Annotated in this window: 11 protein-coding genes; 9 read left to right on the top strand and 2 right to left on the bottom strand. The window is 61.1% G+C overall.

What is annotated here, in order from left to right; genetic code table 11:
* Window positions 1–39 precede the first annotated feature (39 nt).
* The 9 genes from flgA to D893_RS11015 all read left to right on the top strand — a co-directional run bounded on the left by flgA (window position 40) and on the right by D893_RS11015 (window position 15,823).
* The gene (gene flgA, locus D893_RS11060) at window positions 40–708 is read left to right on the top strand and encodes a flagellar basal body P-ring formation chaperone FlgA (protein WP_018945706.1); all 669 of its coding nucleotides are present in this window, start codon (window positions 40–42) and stop codon (window positions 706–708) included.
* 92 nt (window positions 709–800) lie between these two features.
* Complete coding sequence (gene flgM / locus D893_RS11055; RefSeq protein WP_018945705.1) at window positions 801–1,118, top strand: flagellar biosynthesis anti-sigma factor FlgM; 318 nt, start codon at window positions 801–803, stop codon at window positions 1,116–1,118.
* Between the two features lie 4 nt (window positions 1,119–1,122).
* Entirely contained in the window at window positions 1,123–1,605 is a 483-nt protein-coding gene (locus tag D893_RS11050; RefSeq protein WP_018945704.1) for a flagellar protein FlgN, read from the top strand.
* A 79-nt stretch (window positions 1,606–1,684) separates the two neighbouring features.
* A complete protein-coding gene (locus D893_RS11045; RefSeq protein ID WP_077243475.1) occupies window positions 1,685–2,401 on the top strand; it encodes a flagellar brake protein in 717 nt (238 codons plus the stop codon).
* Between the two features lie 237 nt (window positions 2,402–2,638).
* Window positions 2,639–3,823, top strand: a complete 1,185-nt coding sequence (locus tag D893_RS11040) for a site-specific integrase (RefSeq protein ID WP_019568720.1) — start codon at window positions 2,639–2,641, stop codon at window positions 3,821–3,823.
* Between the two features lie 2,436 nt (window positions 3,824–6,259).
* Window positions 6,260–9,379, top strand: coding sequence for an anti-phage-associated DUF499 domain-containing protein (locus tag D893_RS11030; RefSeq protein ID WP_110619825.1), 3,120 nt, complete (start codon window positions 6,260–6,262; stop codon window positions 9,377–9,379).
* Between the two features lie 10 nt (window positions 9,380–9,389).
* Window positions 9,390–10,034 (top strand): anti-phage-associated DUF3780 domain-containing protein, encoded by a 645-nt coding sequence (locus D893_RS11025; protein ID WP_246863918.1) that lies wholly within the window; start codon window positions 9,390–9,392, stop codon window positions 10,032–10,034.
* Between the two features lie 2 nt (window positions 10,035–10,036).
* Window positions 10,037–13,048: an anti-phage-associated DUF1156 domain-containing protein gene (locus D893_RS11020; protein WP_110619823.1), complete on the top strand. Its 3,012-nt coding sequence runs from the start codon at window positions 10,037–10,039 to the stop codon at window positions 13,046–13,048.
* 3 nt (window positions 13,049–13,051) lie between these two features.
* Entirely contained in the window at window positions 13,052–15,823 is a 2,772-nt protein-coding gene (locus D893_RS11015; RefSeq protein WP_110619822.1) for a phospholipase D-like domain-containing anti-phage protein, read from the top strand.
* 182 nt (window positions 15,824–16,005) lie between these two features.
* Here D893_RS11015 and D893_RS13830 read toward each other — a convergent pair whose 3' ends face one another.
* Complete coding sequence (locus D893_RS13830) at window positions 16,006–16,371, bottom strand: integrase core domain-containing protein (protein WP_168409946.1); 366 nt, start codon at window positions 16,369–16,371, stop codon at window positions 16,006–16,008.
* Between the two features lie 32 nt (window positions 16,372–16,403).
* The coding region (locus D893_RS13825; RefSeq protein ID WP_168409945.1) for an integrase core domain-containing protein at window positions 16,404–16,667 on the bottom strand (264 nt) is incomplete at its 5' end.

Raw genomic sequence — 16,667 nt, 5'->3', positions numbered from 1 at the left:
TACCGCAGCCCGGGCCGCAGCGGGGGTGCGCTTCTCCTGATGCTCGCGCTCCTCGCCCCGGGCGCGCAAGCGGAGATCGAGCCGGTGCAGAACATCCGTGACAGCGCGGAACGGTTCCTGCACCAGCAGCTGGGGGAGCACAACGGTGACGATGTGGAGGTGCAACTCGGTCATGTCGACGAGCGCCTGCGCCTCAAGCGCTGCGACGAGCCCCTGGAGGCCTCGCTGCCGCCCGGCGGACGCCCGAGAGGCAATACCGCGGTCAACATCCGCTGCCCCGGGCCGGTGACCTGGTCGGTGTACGTTCCGGCCGCCGTGGAACGCCACGCCGAGGTGGTGGTGGCCCGACGCAACCTGTCGCGCCAGCAGACCCTGGGACCGGGCGATCTGCGCATGGAACGCATCGAGACGTCGCGCCAGGCCACCCATTATTTCGAGGACGCATCCGAGGTCGTCGGTCTGCAGACCCGCCGCGCGATCCGCCAGGGCCAGGTCATCGGCCAGCAGCACGTCAACGAACGCCAGGTGATCCAGCGCGGCCAGCGCGTTACCATCCTCGCCAGCAGCGGCAGTGTCACTATCCGCATGCAGGGCGAAGCCCTGGAGGACGCCACGGCCGGCGACTGGATCCGCGTGCGCAACACGTCCTCGGGACGCGAGATCGAGGGCGAGGTCCAGCCATCGGGCACGGTCCGCGTCGCCCTGTAGTAAAATGTGACGGAAATCCCGCAACTGACCCTACAGTTTCGGGCATTCCGGCCGATACACGCGGTAGACCAGTAAAACGACAGGACAAAGTCATGGATATCAAAGGCCCCAACATCAACGGCCTGCGCCCCGACAGCCAGAACGGCGGAGTCCGCGGCCGTGACGACGACGCCCGCACCGGCGGCAACGGGGTGGATCGCGCCGGCAATGGCGATGCCGCCAATGGCGACGCCGTCACCCTGACCGGTGCCGCCCAGGCCATGAACGGCAGCGGCGAAGCCAGCGAGGCCGCACCGTTCAACGAGGCGAAGGTGGCCGAGATCCGCGAGGCGATCGCTCAGGGGAACTACCCGATCGACAACGAAGAACTGGCCGATCGCATGATGGAAATCGAAGGCCTGCTGCGGTGATCCGGTGGTGACCGACGAAACCGGAATTCGTCCTTCCCTGGAGGAATCCATCCGTCTCGGACAACGGCTGGAGGATATCCTGCTGGAGGAAACCCGGGCCATTGAGTCACGCGAACCGGATCGGCTGCAGGCCGCGGTCCAGCGCAAGCAGGAACTGCTGCAGGCACTGGAAACCGAAACCCGCAAACAGCAGCAATGGATCGAAGCCCGCGGTGCCGAGTTCACCCCGGAAGGGGTAGCACGGCTGTTCGCGCGTCTGGAGGGAGGGGAGCACCTCAACGACCGCTGGCAGGCGCTGCGGGCGACGATCGAACGCTGCAACGAACTCAACCAGGGCAACGCCCGGCTGATCGAACGCAACCAGCGCCGGGTGCAGATGTCCATGCAGATCCTGCGTGGCGAAGACAACGGACCGGCCACGACCTACGACCCCTACGGCAAGGCCCGTCACCGCCGTACCACCGGCCAGACCATCACCCGCGCCTAGCCCGAACGGGACCGAACAGGCGTGAACTCCGTCACAGGGTGTATGATGCGCGAACCCACTTCGGACGCGACGTGCCCTCATGGATGACAACGATTATACCGTCGACACCCCGGAACGCATCGGCCAGATCCTGCGCGACCTGGACCATGGCCTGACCCTGGTCAGTATCCGCCTGGAAGAAAGCGGCCCGCTGCACACCTCGGCGCTGATCCGTCTGGATGCCGACGCGCGGCGTCTCTACCTCGACCAGCTGCAACCTCCCTCCCTGCACCAGCGGATCCGACCCGGCCAGCCCCTGCGCGTATTCGCGACCCTGCGCGGGGTGGCCGTGCGGTTTACAACCGAGGTCCGCCAGATCGTGAGCGAATCGCCGGGGGATCTCTACGAATGTCCGTATCCCGCCGAACTGCAATACCTGCAGCGTCGGGAAACCTTCCGCGTTCATATCCCCCTGAGCAATCGCCCGACCCTGCAGATCCAGGGCGAGATGCACGAAGAACCGATCGAGGGATCGGTGGTGGACCTTTCGGCCGAAGGGATGTGCGTGGAACTGCCGAATGAAGTGCTGCAGGACATCCCCTATGGAAGCCGACTGGAGTTCACCAATTTGATGCTCCCGGACGTGCAGGAAAGGGTCTCCGGCGCGGCCAGGCTGGCCAACTCGCGCCCTTCCACTCGCAAAGGCCACTCGTATGCCGGCTGCGCGATCATCGAGATGTCGGCCCGCCTGGAACGTGCCATCAACGTCGCCCTGCTGTTCTATCAGCGTGAGGAACGCCGCCGCGCGATGAACTGACTGACCCCGGCTTGCGTGCCCACAAAAAAGGCCCGCACGAGCATCACTTGCCGTGCGGGCCTTTTGCGTTCTGGCGGAGAGTGAGTCCGCCGATATATAGTCCAACGGGGTCTTATAAGGTCCTATACTGCACTGTTTTTCAGTGACTTACTGTGTTATAGTGTCCAACAGAGGCTGTCCCAATCCATTCTAAATGGGGGACCAGATGGGGGACCACTATCAGCACAGGAAGAACAAATGGCTCTGAACAAGTTGAGCGCGCGCCAGGTCAAGACCGCGACAACCGGCAAGCACGAGGACGGTGGTGGGCTGCGCCTTGTCGCCTCCGCCAGCGGCTCGAAGAAATGGGTATTGCGGCTCATGGTCAACGGGAAGCGGCGAGAAATGGGCCTGGGCGCATATCCCGACGTTTCCTTGGCGTCCGCCCGCGAAAATGCATCTGCCTACCGCACCCTCGCCCGCAATGGTGTCGACCCGATCGCTACCCGCTCTGCTTGCACCAAGGAGATCCCCACGTTCGAATCATGCGCAGCAAGCTTCATCCGCGCTCACCGAAGCGGATGGAAGAACCCGAAACACCAACGACAGTGGGTCAGGACGCTCAAGCAGTACGCGCGCTCGAAGATCGGGAAGAAGCGCGTTGACACCATAACTACTGAAGACATTCTCGAAATCCTGACCCCGATCTGGACGACCAAGACTGAAACGGCCAAACGCGTTCAGGGCAGGATCGAAAACGTCCTGGATTACGCAGCCGCACACAATCACCGCGAGGAACCCAATCCCGCGCGTTGGCGCGGACACCTCGACAAACTGCTACCCAAGCCATCGAGGGTGAAAAAACAGAAGCACCACCCGGCAATGCCGTACCACGAGGTCCCGAGCTTCATCCACACTCTTGAAGCACAGGAGGCAATGGCTGCCTCCGCCCTACGGTTTCTGATACTTACCGCCGTCCGTACCAAAGAGGTGTTGCAGGCCCAGTGGGAAGAAATCAACAAGCAAGACCGCGTGTGGACCATACCAGCATCCCGCATGAAAGCTCGCAAAGAGCACCGAGTGCCTCTGTCGAGTGCTGCTTTGGAGCTTCTCGAGGCCCTGCCAGTCATCGAGAGTAATCCGTATGTATTTCCTGGCACGCGACCCGGTCGTCCGATGTCCAACATGGCACTGCTGCAGGCAATGAGGAGGCAGGGTTTCGGGGTGCACGGTGAGCAGGGCAACTACGTACCTCACGGCTTCCGATCCAGCTTCCGCGATTGGTCGGGGGAAATCTCCAACTTCCCCCGCGATGTCGCCGAGATGGCGCTCGCGCACGTCATCGAAAACAAGGTGGAGGCCGCCTACCGTCGAGGCGACCTGTTCGAAAAACGGCGAAGGATGATGCAGGAATGGTCTGATTACCTGACTACTGGTGGCTAAGATCGCCCCCTCCCTGGAACCATTCCGATTTGGACCACGAAAAAACCCCGGCGCTAGCCGGGGCTGAAGGGGAATGGATCAAGCTATTCCGCCTAACATCCGGAATATCATGTCCGCATACTGCTGTTGCTCTTCCGGGGAATATCTCCCCGCTGGTAGCCAGATCTCGGATGAAATCCACTGGTCGTCATCATCATCCAGGTGCAAAACGATCTGAATCTGGATGCCGACCTGCCTCCAGTCGTCACTAGGAATGCGTCGATCATAGACACTGATCCCATGAGCCTTGAGCTGTGACGCGAACGCATCGGCCCTCCCGCTACTCAGCAACTGAGCACGAGCCAATCGCTCGACTAGTTTCCCGCGGCGGTTGGAAGTGCCAGGCAGTGACGATGATTCATTTGGACGCAAGCTTCTCATGAGTACTCCTCGGTTTGGGGTTCATCCCCCTATTGAGGCCTCAGTGACAGCAGTCCTGACGAAACGAAAAAACCCGGGCAATGATGCCCGGGTTCGAATATGAACCTCCTCTTGGTCCGATAGTGAATTAAGCGGGTGCCAGCCCGCCAAGCGTCGTGGTTTACCTGCAGGTGCCAGCCTGCAAAACCGTTCAGTTGAATGCCTCTTGCTATACCAATCGACGGGAAGTACCCATCGCTTCCGCTGGTTCCTTTCGAGTGCCATCCTGGCTCCAGAGTCGCTTCGGTTATATCGCGACATCCGTCTGACTCTACTCAGAACCGCTCCCCTCCTTGCCTCTCATCGGTGCCACCCGAGTCGAAGAGGCTTAGGAGTTCCCGCGTTAGCTAGCCACTACTACACGAGCAATCGCCACTGTGCTCCGTCATCCAGATAACTGGTGCTATGCACCTCACCTCGCCTTTCGGTCGTGGTTTTCGGGGGGCCGAGATTCCAAAGCGCCTCCCCTACTCCCGGATCACTTCAACGCACATAACCAGGGCCCTCAGCCCATGGCTACTGCTCGCTCTGCATAGCACCGTCCTGCGGTGCATTTACACGTTTGAGCTATACATCGACCTTCCCGGCTTGCGCCAGGAAGTGCCGCCGGCCCGAGTTTTCACCTGGTCGGCTCAATACCGTTTCCAATATCGCTGAAGCCATCGTGTGCAGCACGCGTTCGACTCTCTCGAGCCGCCCACGGGGCGGACTGATTACCGCCTTTCGTCGACTAGCAGGGTCTTCTCCTGTCACCAGGAGCCCCGTTTCCGCGTCGCCCAAACTCACCCTGGGATTGGGTCGAACAGCGCATTTCATCGCTGAGCGCCCATCGCATCGCAGCGAGCCCAATTACGGGCACTGCGCTACAGCAGAACAAGCAATCCAGGTGGCGCCTGGATGCTTGTTGGTACAGCAAGCGGGGTGGCAGCCCCGAACTTCATGGGGCTGGCACACCCGGCATTCACTCTCCCTATGCGGCGTTACGTGACAGCTATCGGAATCTCTAGACCTTCAGACACACCGTCCTGCGCGTAATCAGTTCTTATCCGATCACAGAGGTGTCATTCAGGCCTGCATACGGAGAGTAGGAGTCGTCGTTGTTCTCCTCGCTCCCGCGACTGGTTGACAACGTCTCCTTCGAGTGCGGCCGCCAATACCGGACGGCCAAGGACAACAACATGGACATAGCGCATGCAGTCGCGTAAAATAGTAGTGATGCAGCGGCTTCAGGATCTGGTCAGGGTGGGATACAGGTACTGGACCGGCGGGACAATCCCTGCCGAGAGGGTCAAGCATCTGAGGGTCAAGTTTGACGAGAAATATGGAACAGAGGCCGACAGAGTTCGGCGGCAGCGTAGAAAGCGACATGGAGTCGGGAATGCGTACCTCGTCGTCTGGTGCCCCAAGGGCTCAGTTCGAGCGCGCTGGTGGCTACTGGCGGAGAATGGACACGCTGCTCAGGCGGTGGAACAGATGAGCGATGCAGGCGACCGCCCGACTCGCCTTACGATCGCGTCGGGGGTCGACGGCACCGAGCCCGACTACGAACTGGTGCGAGTAGACGGACGCTGGACATGGCGCCTTACCCAGTTCGCGATAAGTCGATGGCGCCGACGGATCCGAGAGGCCGTCACCGAGAAAGACCGCGATAAACGCGCTCAACTGTGGCGGCAATTCTGCTGGTCGATCAGGCGGATGCCCGGGTTCCGTGGAGTTCGACAGGGCGCCTGGGACGTTATCCGGCGAGCACGTGGCGAGTGGAAGCGCCATTGTCGGGGGGCGGCGCCATGCCAGCCTTCACTGCCACGGTACTTGCGTCGCCTACCGCAACGGCCCGGGGCAAACTGACGCGTTGGCTACGACCGGAGACGCCGCATGGTAGACACCGAGCGCGCCCCAGTCGGGTCGGAGCTTGAGATGCCGATAATGCATAATGCGGCGCATTACCGGAATCCCAGTCTCAAGCCGAGGAATATCATGCTGAAGACCGTTAAAGACGCGTGCACCCTCCACCCCGCCACGATGGAGTACCAGAGCGCGGAGGGGGTTGAAGAATTGGCCTCTACCGTCCGCAGCGATGATCGTGGCGCTGCCTTCTTCCAGCGCAACTACATGACGCAGGGGATGGAGGCGCTATTGGATGGCGGACTACGGCGCCTTGCGGGGCAGAGTGGGCAGGCCGTCTTCGAGCTGGCGCAGGCCATGGGTGGGGGTAAAACCCACCTCATGAGCGCCCTTGGGCTACTCGCTCGGTACCCGGAGCATCGCGCCGATATCCTGTCCAACGAGACGCAATCACTGGTGGGTGATGTAACGGCGCGCGTCGCCGTGTTCGACGGGCGCAACTCCCATCCAAAGCATCTATGGGGAAGCCTGGCAGAACAGTTGGGCGACGAGGCCGTTTCCGTCCTCAAGCCGTTCTGGGAAGACAATGCCGCGCCGGGCAAGGATGACTGGATTCAGGCACTGGGTGACGAGCCCGCGCTGATCCTCATGGACGAGCTTCCGCCCTACCTCCTGTACGCCTCAACGCGGGCGATGGGCGCGGGGACCCTGGCCGATGTGGTGACGCGTGCCGTGGCAAACCTCTTCGAGGCCGCGCTGGCGAAGCCCAACTGCTGCGTCGTTCTCTCGAACCTCGCAAATACCTACACCGAGAACTCCGGACAAATCAGCAGGCTGGTGAAGAACCTTCAGTCGGAAACCAACCGGCAGGCCACGTCGATTACGCCGGTGGCGCTGAATGGGGATGAAATCTACGCGATCATCCGAAAGCGGCTGTTCATCGAACTCCCGGATGAATCCACCATCGGCGAGGTAGCCGAGGCGTTTGCCGACCAAGTTCGAAAGGCCGAAGACAGCGGCTACTTCACGGCGCGATCGATCGTGCAGATCGAGGAAGAGATCCGTTCGACCTATCCTTTCCATCCGCGCTTCAAACATCTGGCGGCCCTGTTCAAGGACAACCCCAATTTTCGCGAGACTCGCGGACTGCTCGAATTCTCGGCGCGCTTGGTGCGCTCGGTCTGGAATCGCGACACCAACGATGTCTACCTGATCGGCACCCAGCACCTCGATCTCAACGATTCCCTGGTTTTCTCCCAGGTGAACGCCATCAATCAGGGACTGCGAAACGCCGTAGCCCGGGATATCTCGGACAAGGGCTCGTCGCATGCCGAAGCGATCAACGATCAGCTCAACAGCGATGCCGGCACGCAGGTCGCCAATCTGATTCTGTCCGCTTCGCTGTCCGAGTCGGTTCAGGGGCACACCGGCCTCCACGAGCACGAGGTCATTGAGTACCTCATCGACCCGCAGCGAAAACCCGACGAGTTCAAGGCGGCCATCACGGAGCTGCGCAAAACCGCGTGGTATCTGCACACCGATGCCAGTGACAACCTGCGGTTCAAGGACACGGAAAACCTGATCAAACGGCTACAGAATGACTCGGGCAAACTGCCGCAGGACTGGGTGGACGACCAACTGCGCAAGTGGCTGGAGCGCGCTCTGGAACCCCGGTCGAAGCAGGCCTACCAGAATGTACTGGTGATGCCATCCCTAGATGCGATCGCCGATGCTATCAAGCATGACCGCGTGCTGGTCGTAGCAAAACCGGACGGCGGTACGCCGCCGGAGGACATCCAACGGTTCTTCGACAGCGTGGAGCACAAGAACAACCTCCTGGTCCTGACGAGTCACGACAGTCATCTCCTTGGGGATGCGGAATCGCGTTTCCGCGAGCTACTGGCCCTGGAGCGCATTCAGAAGGACATCCACCAAGGAGGCAATGAGGCCCAGATCCGGGAGGCGGGAGACCTAAAGGAGACGACCGAAGAAGGGTTCATTCAAAGCATCCAAAGCGTGTTCAACCGCTTGTACTACCCGGGTTCAGAGGGGTTTTTGGCCCCAGCCACGATCGACAATGGGCTGAAGTTCGGAAAGGACGAGCAAGCACCCGAAGCGCAGATCGAGAAATATCTGGCTTCAACCCGGTGCGACCAGAAGCTCATTATGGATCTGGATGGCGAGATGGACTCCGTGATCTCGATGGCTGAGTCGATGCTCTGGCGTGAGGGGCAAAAGCGTGAGCCCTGGAAAGACATCCGCATGCGGGCGGCAGCAAAGCCCGAGTGGCCGTGGCTTCCGGGGAGCAAAGGTCTGGATCAGGTCAAGGCCAGTGCGTTCGCGCGGGGTATGTGGCGCGAAGGTAACGATGGCTACATCGAAAAAGGGCCTTTCGCAAAGGAGCAGACCAGCGTCAGTGTGACCCCGAAGTCCACGGACGAGGCAACCGGTGAGTTGATTCTTCAGCTTGTTCCCAAGCATTCCGGCAATACACCTCGGGTTCACTACTGCACCGACGAAGGGGTCTCCGAGCAGGATCCTGTGGCGGACAGCCTCGAAGAATTCCGAACCACCGAGCCCACGCTGTACTTCCTGGCAGTCGACCCAGACGGCAATCACGAAACCGGTGATGCCACGCTCTGGAAGGCTCCGATCAAGATCCGGCACGAAGTCCACACCAAGCCGGACCATCGCGTGGTCGAGCTTCAATCCACACCCAAGGCGGCGCTCTACTACACCACGGACGGTTCTGGCCCGCGCGAGGGGTTCGAGTACACCGGTCCGTTCCCGATCGAGGACGGTCGTGTCCTGGTTCAGGTCTACGCCAAGGCCGGCGCATCCGAGCAAACCGAGAAGTTCACGATCCAGCCCAGCGGCGACAACGATGGGCGCCCAGAGATCGACCCCCACCAACCCGTTCGGCTTCAAAACTCCAAGGTTCGCCTGGATACGACCCAGTCGGTCTTTCAGGTGCTCGTAGACTTCAAGGACCGGAACGTCAGCTTCACGCAGGTAAGGCTTCAAGTCGGTGAGGGCGAGGACGCCATTGAGGTGAACTTCAACTCGCGGGCGGTCACGCCAGCGATCATCGAGTCGACCATCGAGTCCTTGCGAAAGGCCACGAACGACTCGGATGCCGAGGTTCAGATGTTCATTCGCAACGGCGGCGGGGACTTCGCCACGGGCGAGGACCTCAAGCGCTTCGCGGAAATTGCGGGCCTTCAGCTCAAGCACGACAACGTGAGCCAATAAGGTGGTTGTCATGGCCGCTGCAATGGAAAAGGTGGAGTCGATGCCCCGCAGCAAGAAAACCAAGCAGTACGCGCACGACACGGCCGGTTTCGGGGTCCCCAAGACGCTGGCACCGCATCACTTCGTGGTCGAGATCCCGCGCGGCAACAGTCAGCCCGTTCTCATTACCGAGGATCTGGGCGTTGCGGTGGAACACCGAGGCCACGAGGTGCTGGATCGGGTAACGGTCCCGCGCCGCAACTGGACCGAGATCCAGGCGGCGGTGAAGCGCGCGTTCAACGAACGCTTGAAGATGCACAATCTCGCGACGGCGCAGTGGAAGGTCGGCACGACCCCCGTGGACCGCATGCTCGGGAAGGAGTTGTGCGTACTGGCCTGGGCCATCGAAGACATGCCCCCGGAAGATGTGCCCTACGCGCTGCGGAACTGGCTGGCGCTGCGACCGGAGGAACGCTGGTGGCTGTTTGACATGGTCGCGGCCACGGTCGGCGGCCCGGACGGCAAGGGGCGCGGCTGGCGCATGGCGCTTCGGTACGCCCTGGGCGATACCCCCGAGGCCACCGTACGCTCGGCGCGCTTCGGGGACGACGCGAAAACCTCTAGCAAGGCCAAGTCGGAACCGACCCTGGGCCTGTTTACGGATGACAAGGAATGAGCATGGAAGCGAAGCACGCGAACCTTGAACCCCTAAGCCTCAAGGACGCCCCGGCGCTGATTGAGCGGGCATTCCCGGCGCAGAAGGTGTCGGCGGAGGCGCAGAAGGAGAGGAAAGCCGGATCCGGCCAGACCCTCACAGCGCTGGGTTCCTACTGGAAGGGGCGCAAACCGCTGATCATGGTGCGAGCCGTGGTTCTGGCGAGTCTCCTGCCAGTGACCGAGGATGTGGAAGCGGATCTGGCGGTCTTTGAGAAGCTGATGGCTATGGACGATGCGGCCTTCGGGCGCCGAGAACCCAAGCTGAGTCCTATGGAGGTCGCTGAAACGGTCGCTCTGCAAAACCCCCGGGCCTTCTTCGGCTTCACGGTCACCGGTCGGGACCTGGGCGAGGAAGACATCGAAGATGTGACTTTCCCCATCGATCTGGAGGATTACCCCGGCCTGCGTATTCGCTGGAAGCGCGGACTGGATGCGGATGCCAAGGCCTCCATCCTGGCTAAGGCCATGGCCGACATGCCCTACGAGAGCAAGGTCGCGATGACCAAGCGCCCGGAGGATGTTGATCCGGACGTCCTCTATGGGCCAATCTGGCCGGAGGTGAACGCACACCTCGGGCGCTTCGGAATCGAGGCGCATTCCCACGAAGAACTGGTCGAGCAGCTCGGTATGCTGCGCTACGGGCATCGGCCGCGTGTGGGCGACACGTTCTGCGGCGGGGGTTCCATCCCGTTTGAAGCGGCCCGCCTCGGATGTGACGTCCATGCCTCAGACCTCAATCCCATCGCCTGCATGCTCACTTGGGGCGCGTTCAACATTATTGGCGCCGACGAGACCCGCCGCACTGAGATCGAGCGTACCCAGCAGGAAGTCGCGGACGCGGTCGATGCCGAGATCACGGAACTGGGCATCGAGCACAACGAACATGGCGACCGGGCCAAGGCGTACCTCTATTGTCTGGAGACCAAGTGTCCGGAAACCGGCTGGATGGTCCCCATGGCGCCAAGCTGGGTGATCTCTAAGGACCGTAAGGTGGTCGCCAAGCTCGTTCCGAATAACCAACAGAAGCGCTTCGACCTTGAGGTCGTTACCGGGGCATCCAAGGCCGAAATGCAGGCCGCCGCAAACGGCACCGCGAGGGACGGCAAGCTGGACTACGAGCTGGGCGGCAAGCGATACACGACGCCAATTCCCACACTACGCGGGGATTACGAGGACAAGGACGGCGTTCGCCGCAATCGCCTCCGGCAATGGGAACTGCACGACTTCATGCCCCGGGAAGACGATATCCTTCAGGAGCGACTCTATGCCATCCAGTGGATAAAGGCTGGCACCGCCGACCGCTCACGACCTGAGACCTTCTTCGCCTCGGTCACAGACGAAGATATGGAGCGTGAAGCCACCGTGCAGCGCATCGTACGGGAGAACCTCGTGGACTGGCAGGCGCAGGGACTGGTTCCAGATATGCCAATTGAGAGCGGCTACAACACGGATCAGCCAATACGTGAGCGCGGCTGGCGGTATTGGCATCAGTTGTTCAATCCGAGGCAGATCCTCCAGTTCGCCCTTTGGAAACAAAACGCCAAAGCCCCGGATAATCTCGTCTGGATGGCGAGGGCTCTGGACTTCAATTCAAAGCTGAATGATTGGGCTGGTCAGTCAGGATACGAAAACACCAATCATGTCTTCTCCAACCAGGCCCTCAATACGCTCATGAACTACGGCGTTCGCGGGTGGGGTGTAACCAGCACTACCTTCACACTGCCCGAACACTCAGAAATTCATGCGGACAGGGTGAAGTCCGAAACGAAATCCGCTGCTGAACTTTCTGAAAACTGCGAGCTTTGGGTTACCGACCCGCCGTACGCCGATGCGGTCCACTACCACGAAATCACCGAGTTTTTCATCGCTTGGCTCCGCAAGAACCCGCCCGCTCCGTTCAACGAATGGAACTGGGATTCCCGTCGAGCCCTCGCGATTCAGGGGGCTGGAGAAGAGTTCCGCCGATCAATGGTCGAGTCCTACTCCGCCATGGCCGATAACATGCCGGACAACGGCCTCCAGTGCGTTATGTTTACGCACCAGGACACGAGTGTCTGGGGCGACATGATCTCGATCTTCTGGGCGGCCGGGCTTCAGGTCGTCGGGGCCTGGTATATCGCGACAGAAGCGAGCACCGCCCTACGCTCGGGTGCTTACGTGCAGGGCACAGTGACCCTGATTCTGCGTAAGCGTGGCGAGGGTTCCGGCGAAACCTTCAAACGCCAGCTTTTCCCGAAGATCCGCAACGAGGTCGATGCACAGGTCGCCGAAATGATGCGCCTCAACGACCAGGCCAAGGCTCATGGCAAGAGTGTATTCAATGACGCCGATCTTCAGATGGCTGGCTACGCCGCTGCGCTGAAGGTGCTCACGGGTTACACCAAGATCGATGGCAAGGAAGTCACCAGTTTCGCGCTTCAGCCAAGGCGCAGGGGCGAGAAGAACGTCGTCGACGAGATTGTCGAGTACGCCGCCGAGATCGCCAACAACGCGCTCATTCCCGAAGCGTTGAAGGTGATCAACGAGGACACCTGGGAGCACCTGTCCGGCATCGAACGTTTCTACACGCGGCTGCTGGCGATCGAGGAGACCGGTCAGTTCAAGCTGGACAACTACCAGAACTTCAGCCGGGCGTTCCGCGTGGACTACCAGCCGTTGATGGCATCGACCGCCGCGAACAGCGCACGACTGAAGGGCGCTCAGGATTTCAGGGGCCGGGAGCTGCTGAACGGCGATCTGGCCGGAACCCGCCTCGGAGAAGTGCTGCTGGCAATCCGGGAGCTGATGGGCGACAAAGACCCAAAGACGGTGCTGGCGGAGATGCAGTCGAACCTTGGAGCCACCTACATCCCACAGCGCCCCCACATGATGGCCGTAGCCGAATTCATCGCCAAGATGGTCGCTGAACGGCGCCCCGAGGAAGCAGAAAAGGCAGAGATCCTCGCGAACCGGATTCGGAACGAGGGCTGGTAAGGCATGACGGAGTCCCCGATCCGGCGCTACTCCACCCGCCAGGACCCAATCGATGTGACGGTCCTGACGAACGAACTGCAACAGGCGCGGCGTTACGACCGGATCGCGGGGTACTTCACCTCATCGCTGTTCGAGATCGCGGGGGAGCAACTATCCCGAATCGGGCAGGTGCGCATCGTCTGTAATGCCGATGTGGCCGCCGAAGACCTTCAGGTCGCCAAGAACCGGGAGGCGGCGTTGCTCGGCCGTCTCCATGAGGACCCGGGGCTTGACGCGCTGCTCCACCAGGATCGCTATCGCCTTCTGGACGAGTTCCTTCACGCGCACCCTAATGCAATTCGTGTGGTGCCCAACACGGTCTGTGGCCTGGTCCACGGGAAAGCCGGGGTGATCGAGCGCGAGGACGGCAGCCAATTGGCGTTCATCGGTTCGATGAATGAGACCCGCATGGGTTGGAAGGGCAACTACGAGATCCTCTGGTCGGATGAATCGTCTGAGGGGGTTAAGTGGGTGCAGGACGAATTCGACTGGCTATGGGAGCGATCGACTCCCCTCCCCCGCGTCGTACTTCAGGAAATCCAACGCCGATCCAAGCGCGTCGAGGCCTTGATTGAGGATATCGAGGACCCCGAGGACATTGGGCCTGCGGCTGTCGTCGAGTCTCCGATGTATCAGGAAGGGTTCTCTCTGAGCCCGTGGCAGCGCTCCTTCGTCAGCGAAGCCCTGAAACACCGGGAGTGGTTCGGGGTGGTCCGACTGTTGCTGGCCGATGAAGTCGGCCTTGGCAAGACGCTGTCGCTGGCGACGGCCACCATTGTGCTCGCCCTGCAATCTCACGCGGACAAGAGCACCCCGAAACGACGCCGGGCCAAGCCTATCGCGATCTTCGCGCCCGCGACACTCACCGAACAGTGGCAGGTCGAGTTGCTGGACAAGCTCGGCATTCCGGTGGGTCGCTGGAGCTCCTTCCACAAGGCATGGATCGATCCGCAAGGGCACATCGTCTCACCGAAGGGGCCGGAAGAGATCGCTCGTTGTCCATTCCGGATCGGGGTGGTCTCCACGGGGCTGCTTTCCCAGCCCACGAGGGAGCGCGAGATACTGGAGAACCTCCAATTCGAGACCGTGGTGTTAGATGAATCGCACAAGGCCCGTGAGCGCCAGGGGCTTGGCAAGGGCGCGGGCGAAGCCAACGTGCTGCTTCAGTACGCCCGCCGGTTTGCGCAACAGGCTGACAACGTCCTGCTCGGCACCGCCACGCCGATGCAGACGGAGATCGCCGACCTGTGGGGCCAGCTCGGGGTTCTGCACCAGGGCAAGGGCCGGTTTGTTCTTGGGACCGAGTTAAGCCCCTGGCATACACCGGATCGCGTGATCCCGCTCCTTACCGGACAGGAACAGCCGCTCGACTTCGAAGACGCCTGGTCCTACCTGCGCTCGCCCATCCCACCTACGGACAGTTCGCCGTTTGCCAATTATCGGCTGATGAACGAAAAGATTCGGCGGGATTTCGGGATGAAGCTGCACGAGTTTGAGCCACCCCGCAACACGTCTGCGGCCGATCTGGATCGCGACACCAAGGAGAAGGTCGAGGACGAACTCGAACGTCGAATCCAAGGCACCACTTTCTTCCAGCGACACAACCCGATCGTGCGGCATGTGGTCCTGCGCAAGCGTGCGGACCTGGAGGAGAAGGGCCTGCTTCAGAAGGTCGGCGTGATCCTCCACCCCGACCCTGACCGGGTCACGCAGGAAAGCGGGTATTACGCGCTTTTCGAGGGCAACGCGCTGCGCACTCGCGACGCCTTCGACAATGCCTATGAAGCAGCGAACCGATTCGGGAAGGCTTACGGACAGCGAAAGCAGGCAGCCGGGTTCATGACCAACCTCATGCGCCAACGGCTCTGTTCCAGCCCCCATGCCGCCCGCACGACGGCCGAAAAGCTACTGAAGGGGCAGGAACTCGAAGAGGACCTTCTGGAGGACGGAGAAAGTGAGGTCGACATCCCAACCGACGAGGAGCGGGATGCCCTGAAGTACCTGATCGAGCAGGTCGACCTTCTGGGTGGAGAGGACCCGAAAGTCGCCGCCGTGCGCCACTACCTTGCAGACGAGGGCTGGGCCGACCTAGGCTGCATCATCTTCTCGCAGTATTACGACACGGCCGCATGGATCGGCCGTCAGGTGGCCGAGCTATTCCCGGATGAGCCGATCGGCCTCTACGCCGGGGCCGGCAAAAGCAAGCTCATTCGAGGTTCGCAATCCACTTCGGCAGATCGAGAAAGTCTCAAGCGGATGGTCAAGGACCGCGAGATTCGGCTGATGGTCGCCACAGACGCGGCTTGCGAGGGGCTCAACCTGCAAACGCTCGGCACGTTAATCAACGTCGATCTACCGTGGAACCCGGTCAAGCTGGAACAGCGAATTGGTCGCATCAAGCGATTCGGACAGACCCGCGACAACGTAGACATGCTCAACCTGGTGTACCAGGACACCGTGGACGCAACGATCTATGACCGCCTCTCTGAGCGCATGCAGGATCGCTACGACCTATTCGGTTCCCTTCCCGACACGATAGAGGACGAGTGGATCGAGGACGAGGAAAAGCTAGCGGAGGAGATGGACAAGCGCATCGAGAACCGGAAGAAGGTAAACGGGTTCGATCTGCGCTACAACGACAGCGTGCTAGTCGCGGGAGACGATCCTTGGAGGGACTGCACAGCGGTCCTGTCCCGTACCGAGCTGGACGATATCATGCGCAACTCGTGGTCATAGCGAATCGACGCGCCAATCGTTTCGTAACGGGATAAAAACAGGTTCTACCAACCCCGATCTGAACCACTCGCAATAACGCACTAAGCAGTTGCGTCGTTCTCGTGCCCACTACAAAACTATCGAACGATTCTCCTAACTTCCCAAGAAACGATCCCGGAACCTGTCAACCTGTTTTGAACACGTCACGCGGAGGATAACGTATTGTCTACCCGTGCCCTGGCGGCGCTCAGGGTTGGGAAGTTCACGCCTAACGACTCACCGGTGTCAGCCGCTTCGGGCGTTACCGGGTTGATGGTCACCCACTCGGGTGGTCGTGGGGCGACTGGGGCGCCCTGGACGAAGCGCTCGGGGTGACGGCGGTATTGGGCGTCTAGCGCCTGCTGGCGCTGCGCATGGACGAGCTCGAAGCGTCCGGTGAAGACCTGCTCCGGGGTGTAGCCGCCGATGCCGCTGTGGTGATGTTGGAAGTTGTACCAGTCGAAGTACGCCTCGCACCACTGACGGGCGTGGGACGCGTTTTCGAACCGGCCCGGATCGCTATCTGTCAAGGCAGATGTCGCCTGATGGAGTTCAGGGTTCTTTAACAACTGGCGGCTGTCTCCGGGTTGAGGGTCACCGTCTCTGGCAGACCGAAGTCCCGGATGGGGCCGGACCAACGCTCGGGATGGGCGTCTCGTGCCCGCTCGTATGTGGCTCGGCGGCGTTCCAGGATCCGAGCGGCCTCGCCGTTGTGGCGCTGGGTGGGGGTCACGTAGTTCAGCGCGCTGTGACGATGCTGCTCGTTGTACCAGTGCACGAAGCCGAGCATCCATTCACGAGCCTGTTCGAGAGTGGCAAAGCCCTT

The sequence above is a fragment of the Thioalkalivibrio sp. ALE21 genome, from assembly GCF_003208255.1.
Taxonomy (GTDB): domain Bacteria; phylum Pseudomonadota; class Gammaproteobacteria; order Ectothiorhodospirales; family Ectothiorhodospiraceae; genus Thioalkalivibrio; species Thioalkalivibrio halophilus.
This window is presented reverse-complemented; position numbering and strand designations above follow the sequence as displayed.

What these genes read in the sequence shown, in the direction of transcription:
- flgA (WP_018945706.1), top strand. Translation starts at nt 40, where the DNA reads ATGCTCGCGCTCCTCGCCCCGGGCGCGCAAGCGGAGATCGAGCCGGTG.
- flgM (WP_018945705.1), top strand. Translation starts at nt 801, where the DNA reads ATGGATATCAAAGGCCCCAACATCAACGGCCTGCGCCCCGACAGCCAG.
- D893_RS11045 (WP_077243475.1), top strand. Translation starts at nt 1,685, where the DNA reads ATGGATGACAACGATTATACCGTCGACACCCCGGAACGCATCGGCCAG.
- D893_RS11040 (WP_019568720.1), top strand. Translation starts at nt 2,639, where the DNA reads ATGGCTCTGAACAAGTTGAGCGCGCGCCAGGTCAAGACCGCGACAACC.
- D893_RS11030 (WP_110619825.1), top strand. Translation starts at nt 6,260, where the DNA reads ATGCTGAAGACCGTTAAAGACGCGTGCACCCTCCACCCCGCCACGATG.
- D893_RS11025 (WP_246863918.1), top strand. Translation starts at nt 9,390, where the DNA reads ATGGCCGCTGCAATGGAAAAGGTGGAGTCGATGCCCCGCAGCAAGAAA.
- D893_RS11020 (WP_110619823.1), top strand. Translation starts at nt 10,037, where the DNA reads ATGGAAGCGAAGCACGCGAACCTTGAACCCCTAAGCCTCAAGGACGCC.
- D893_RS11015 (WP_110619822.1), top strand. Translation starts at nt 13,052, where the DNA reads ATGACGGAGTCCCCGATCCGGCGCTACTCCACCCGCCAGGACCCAATC.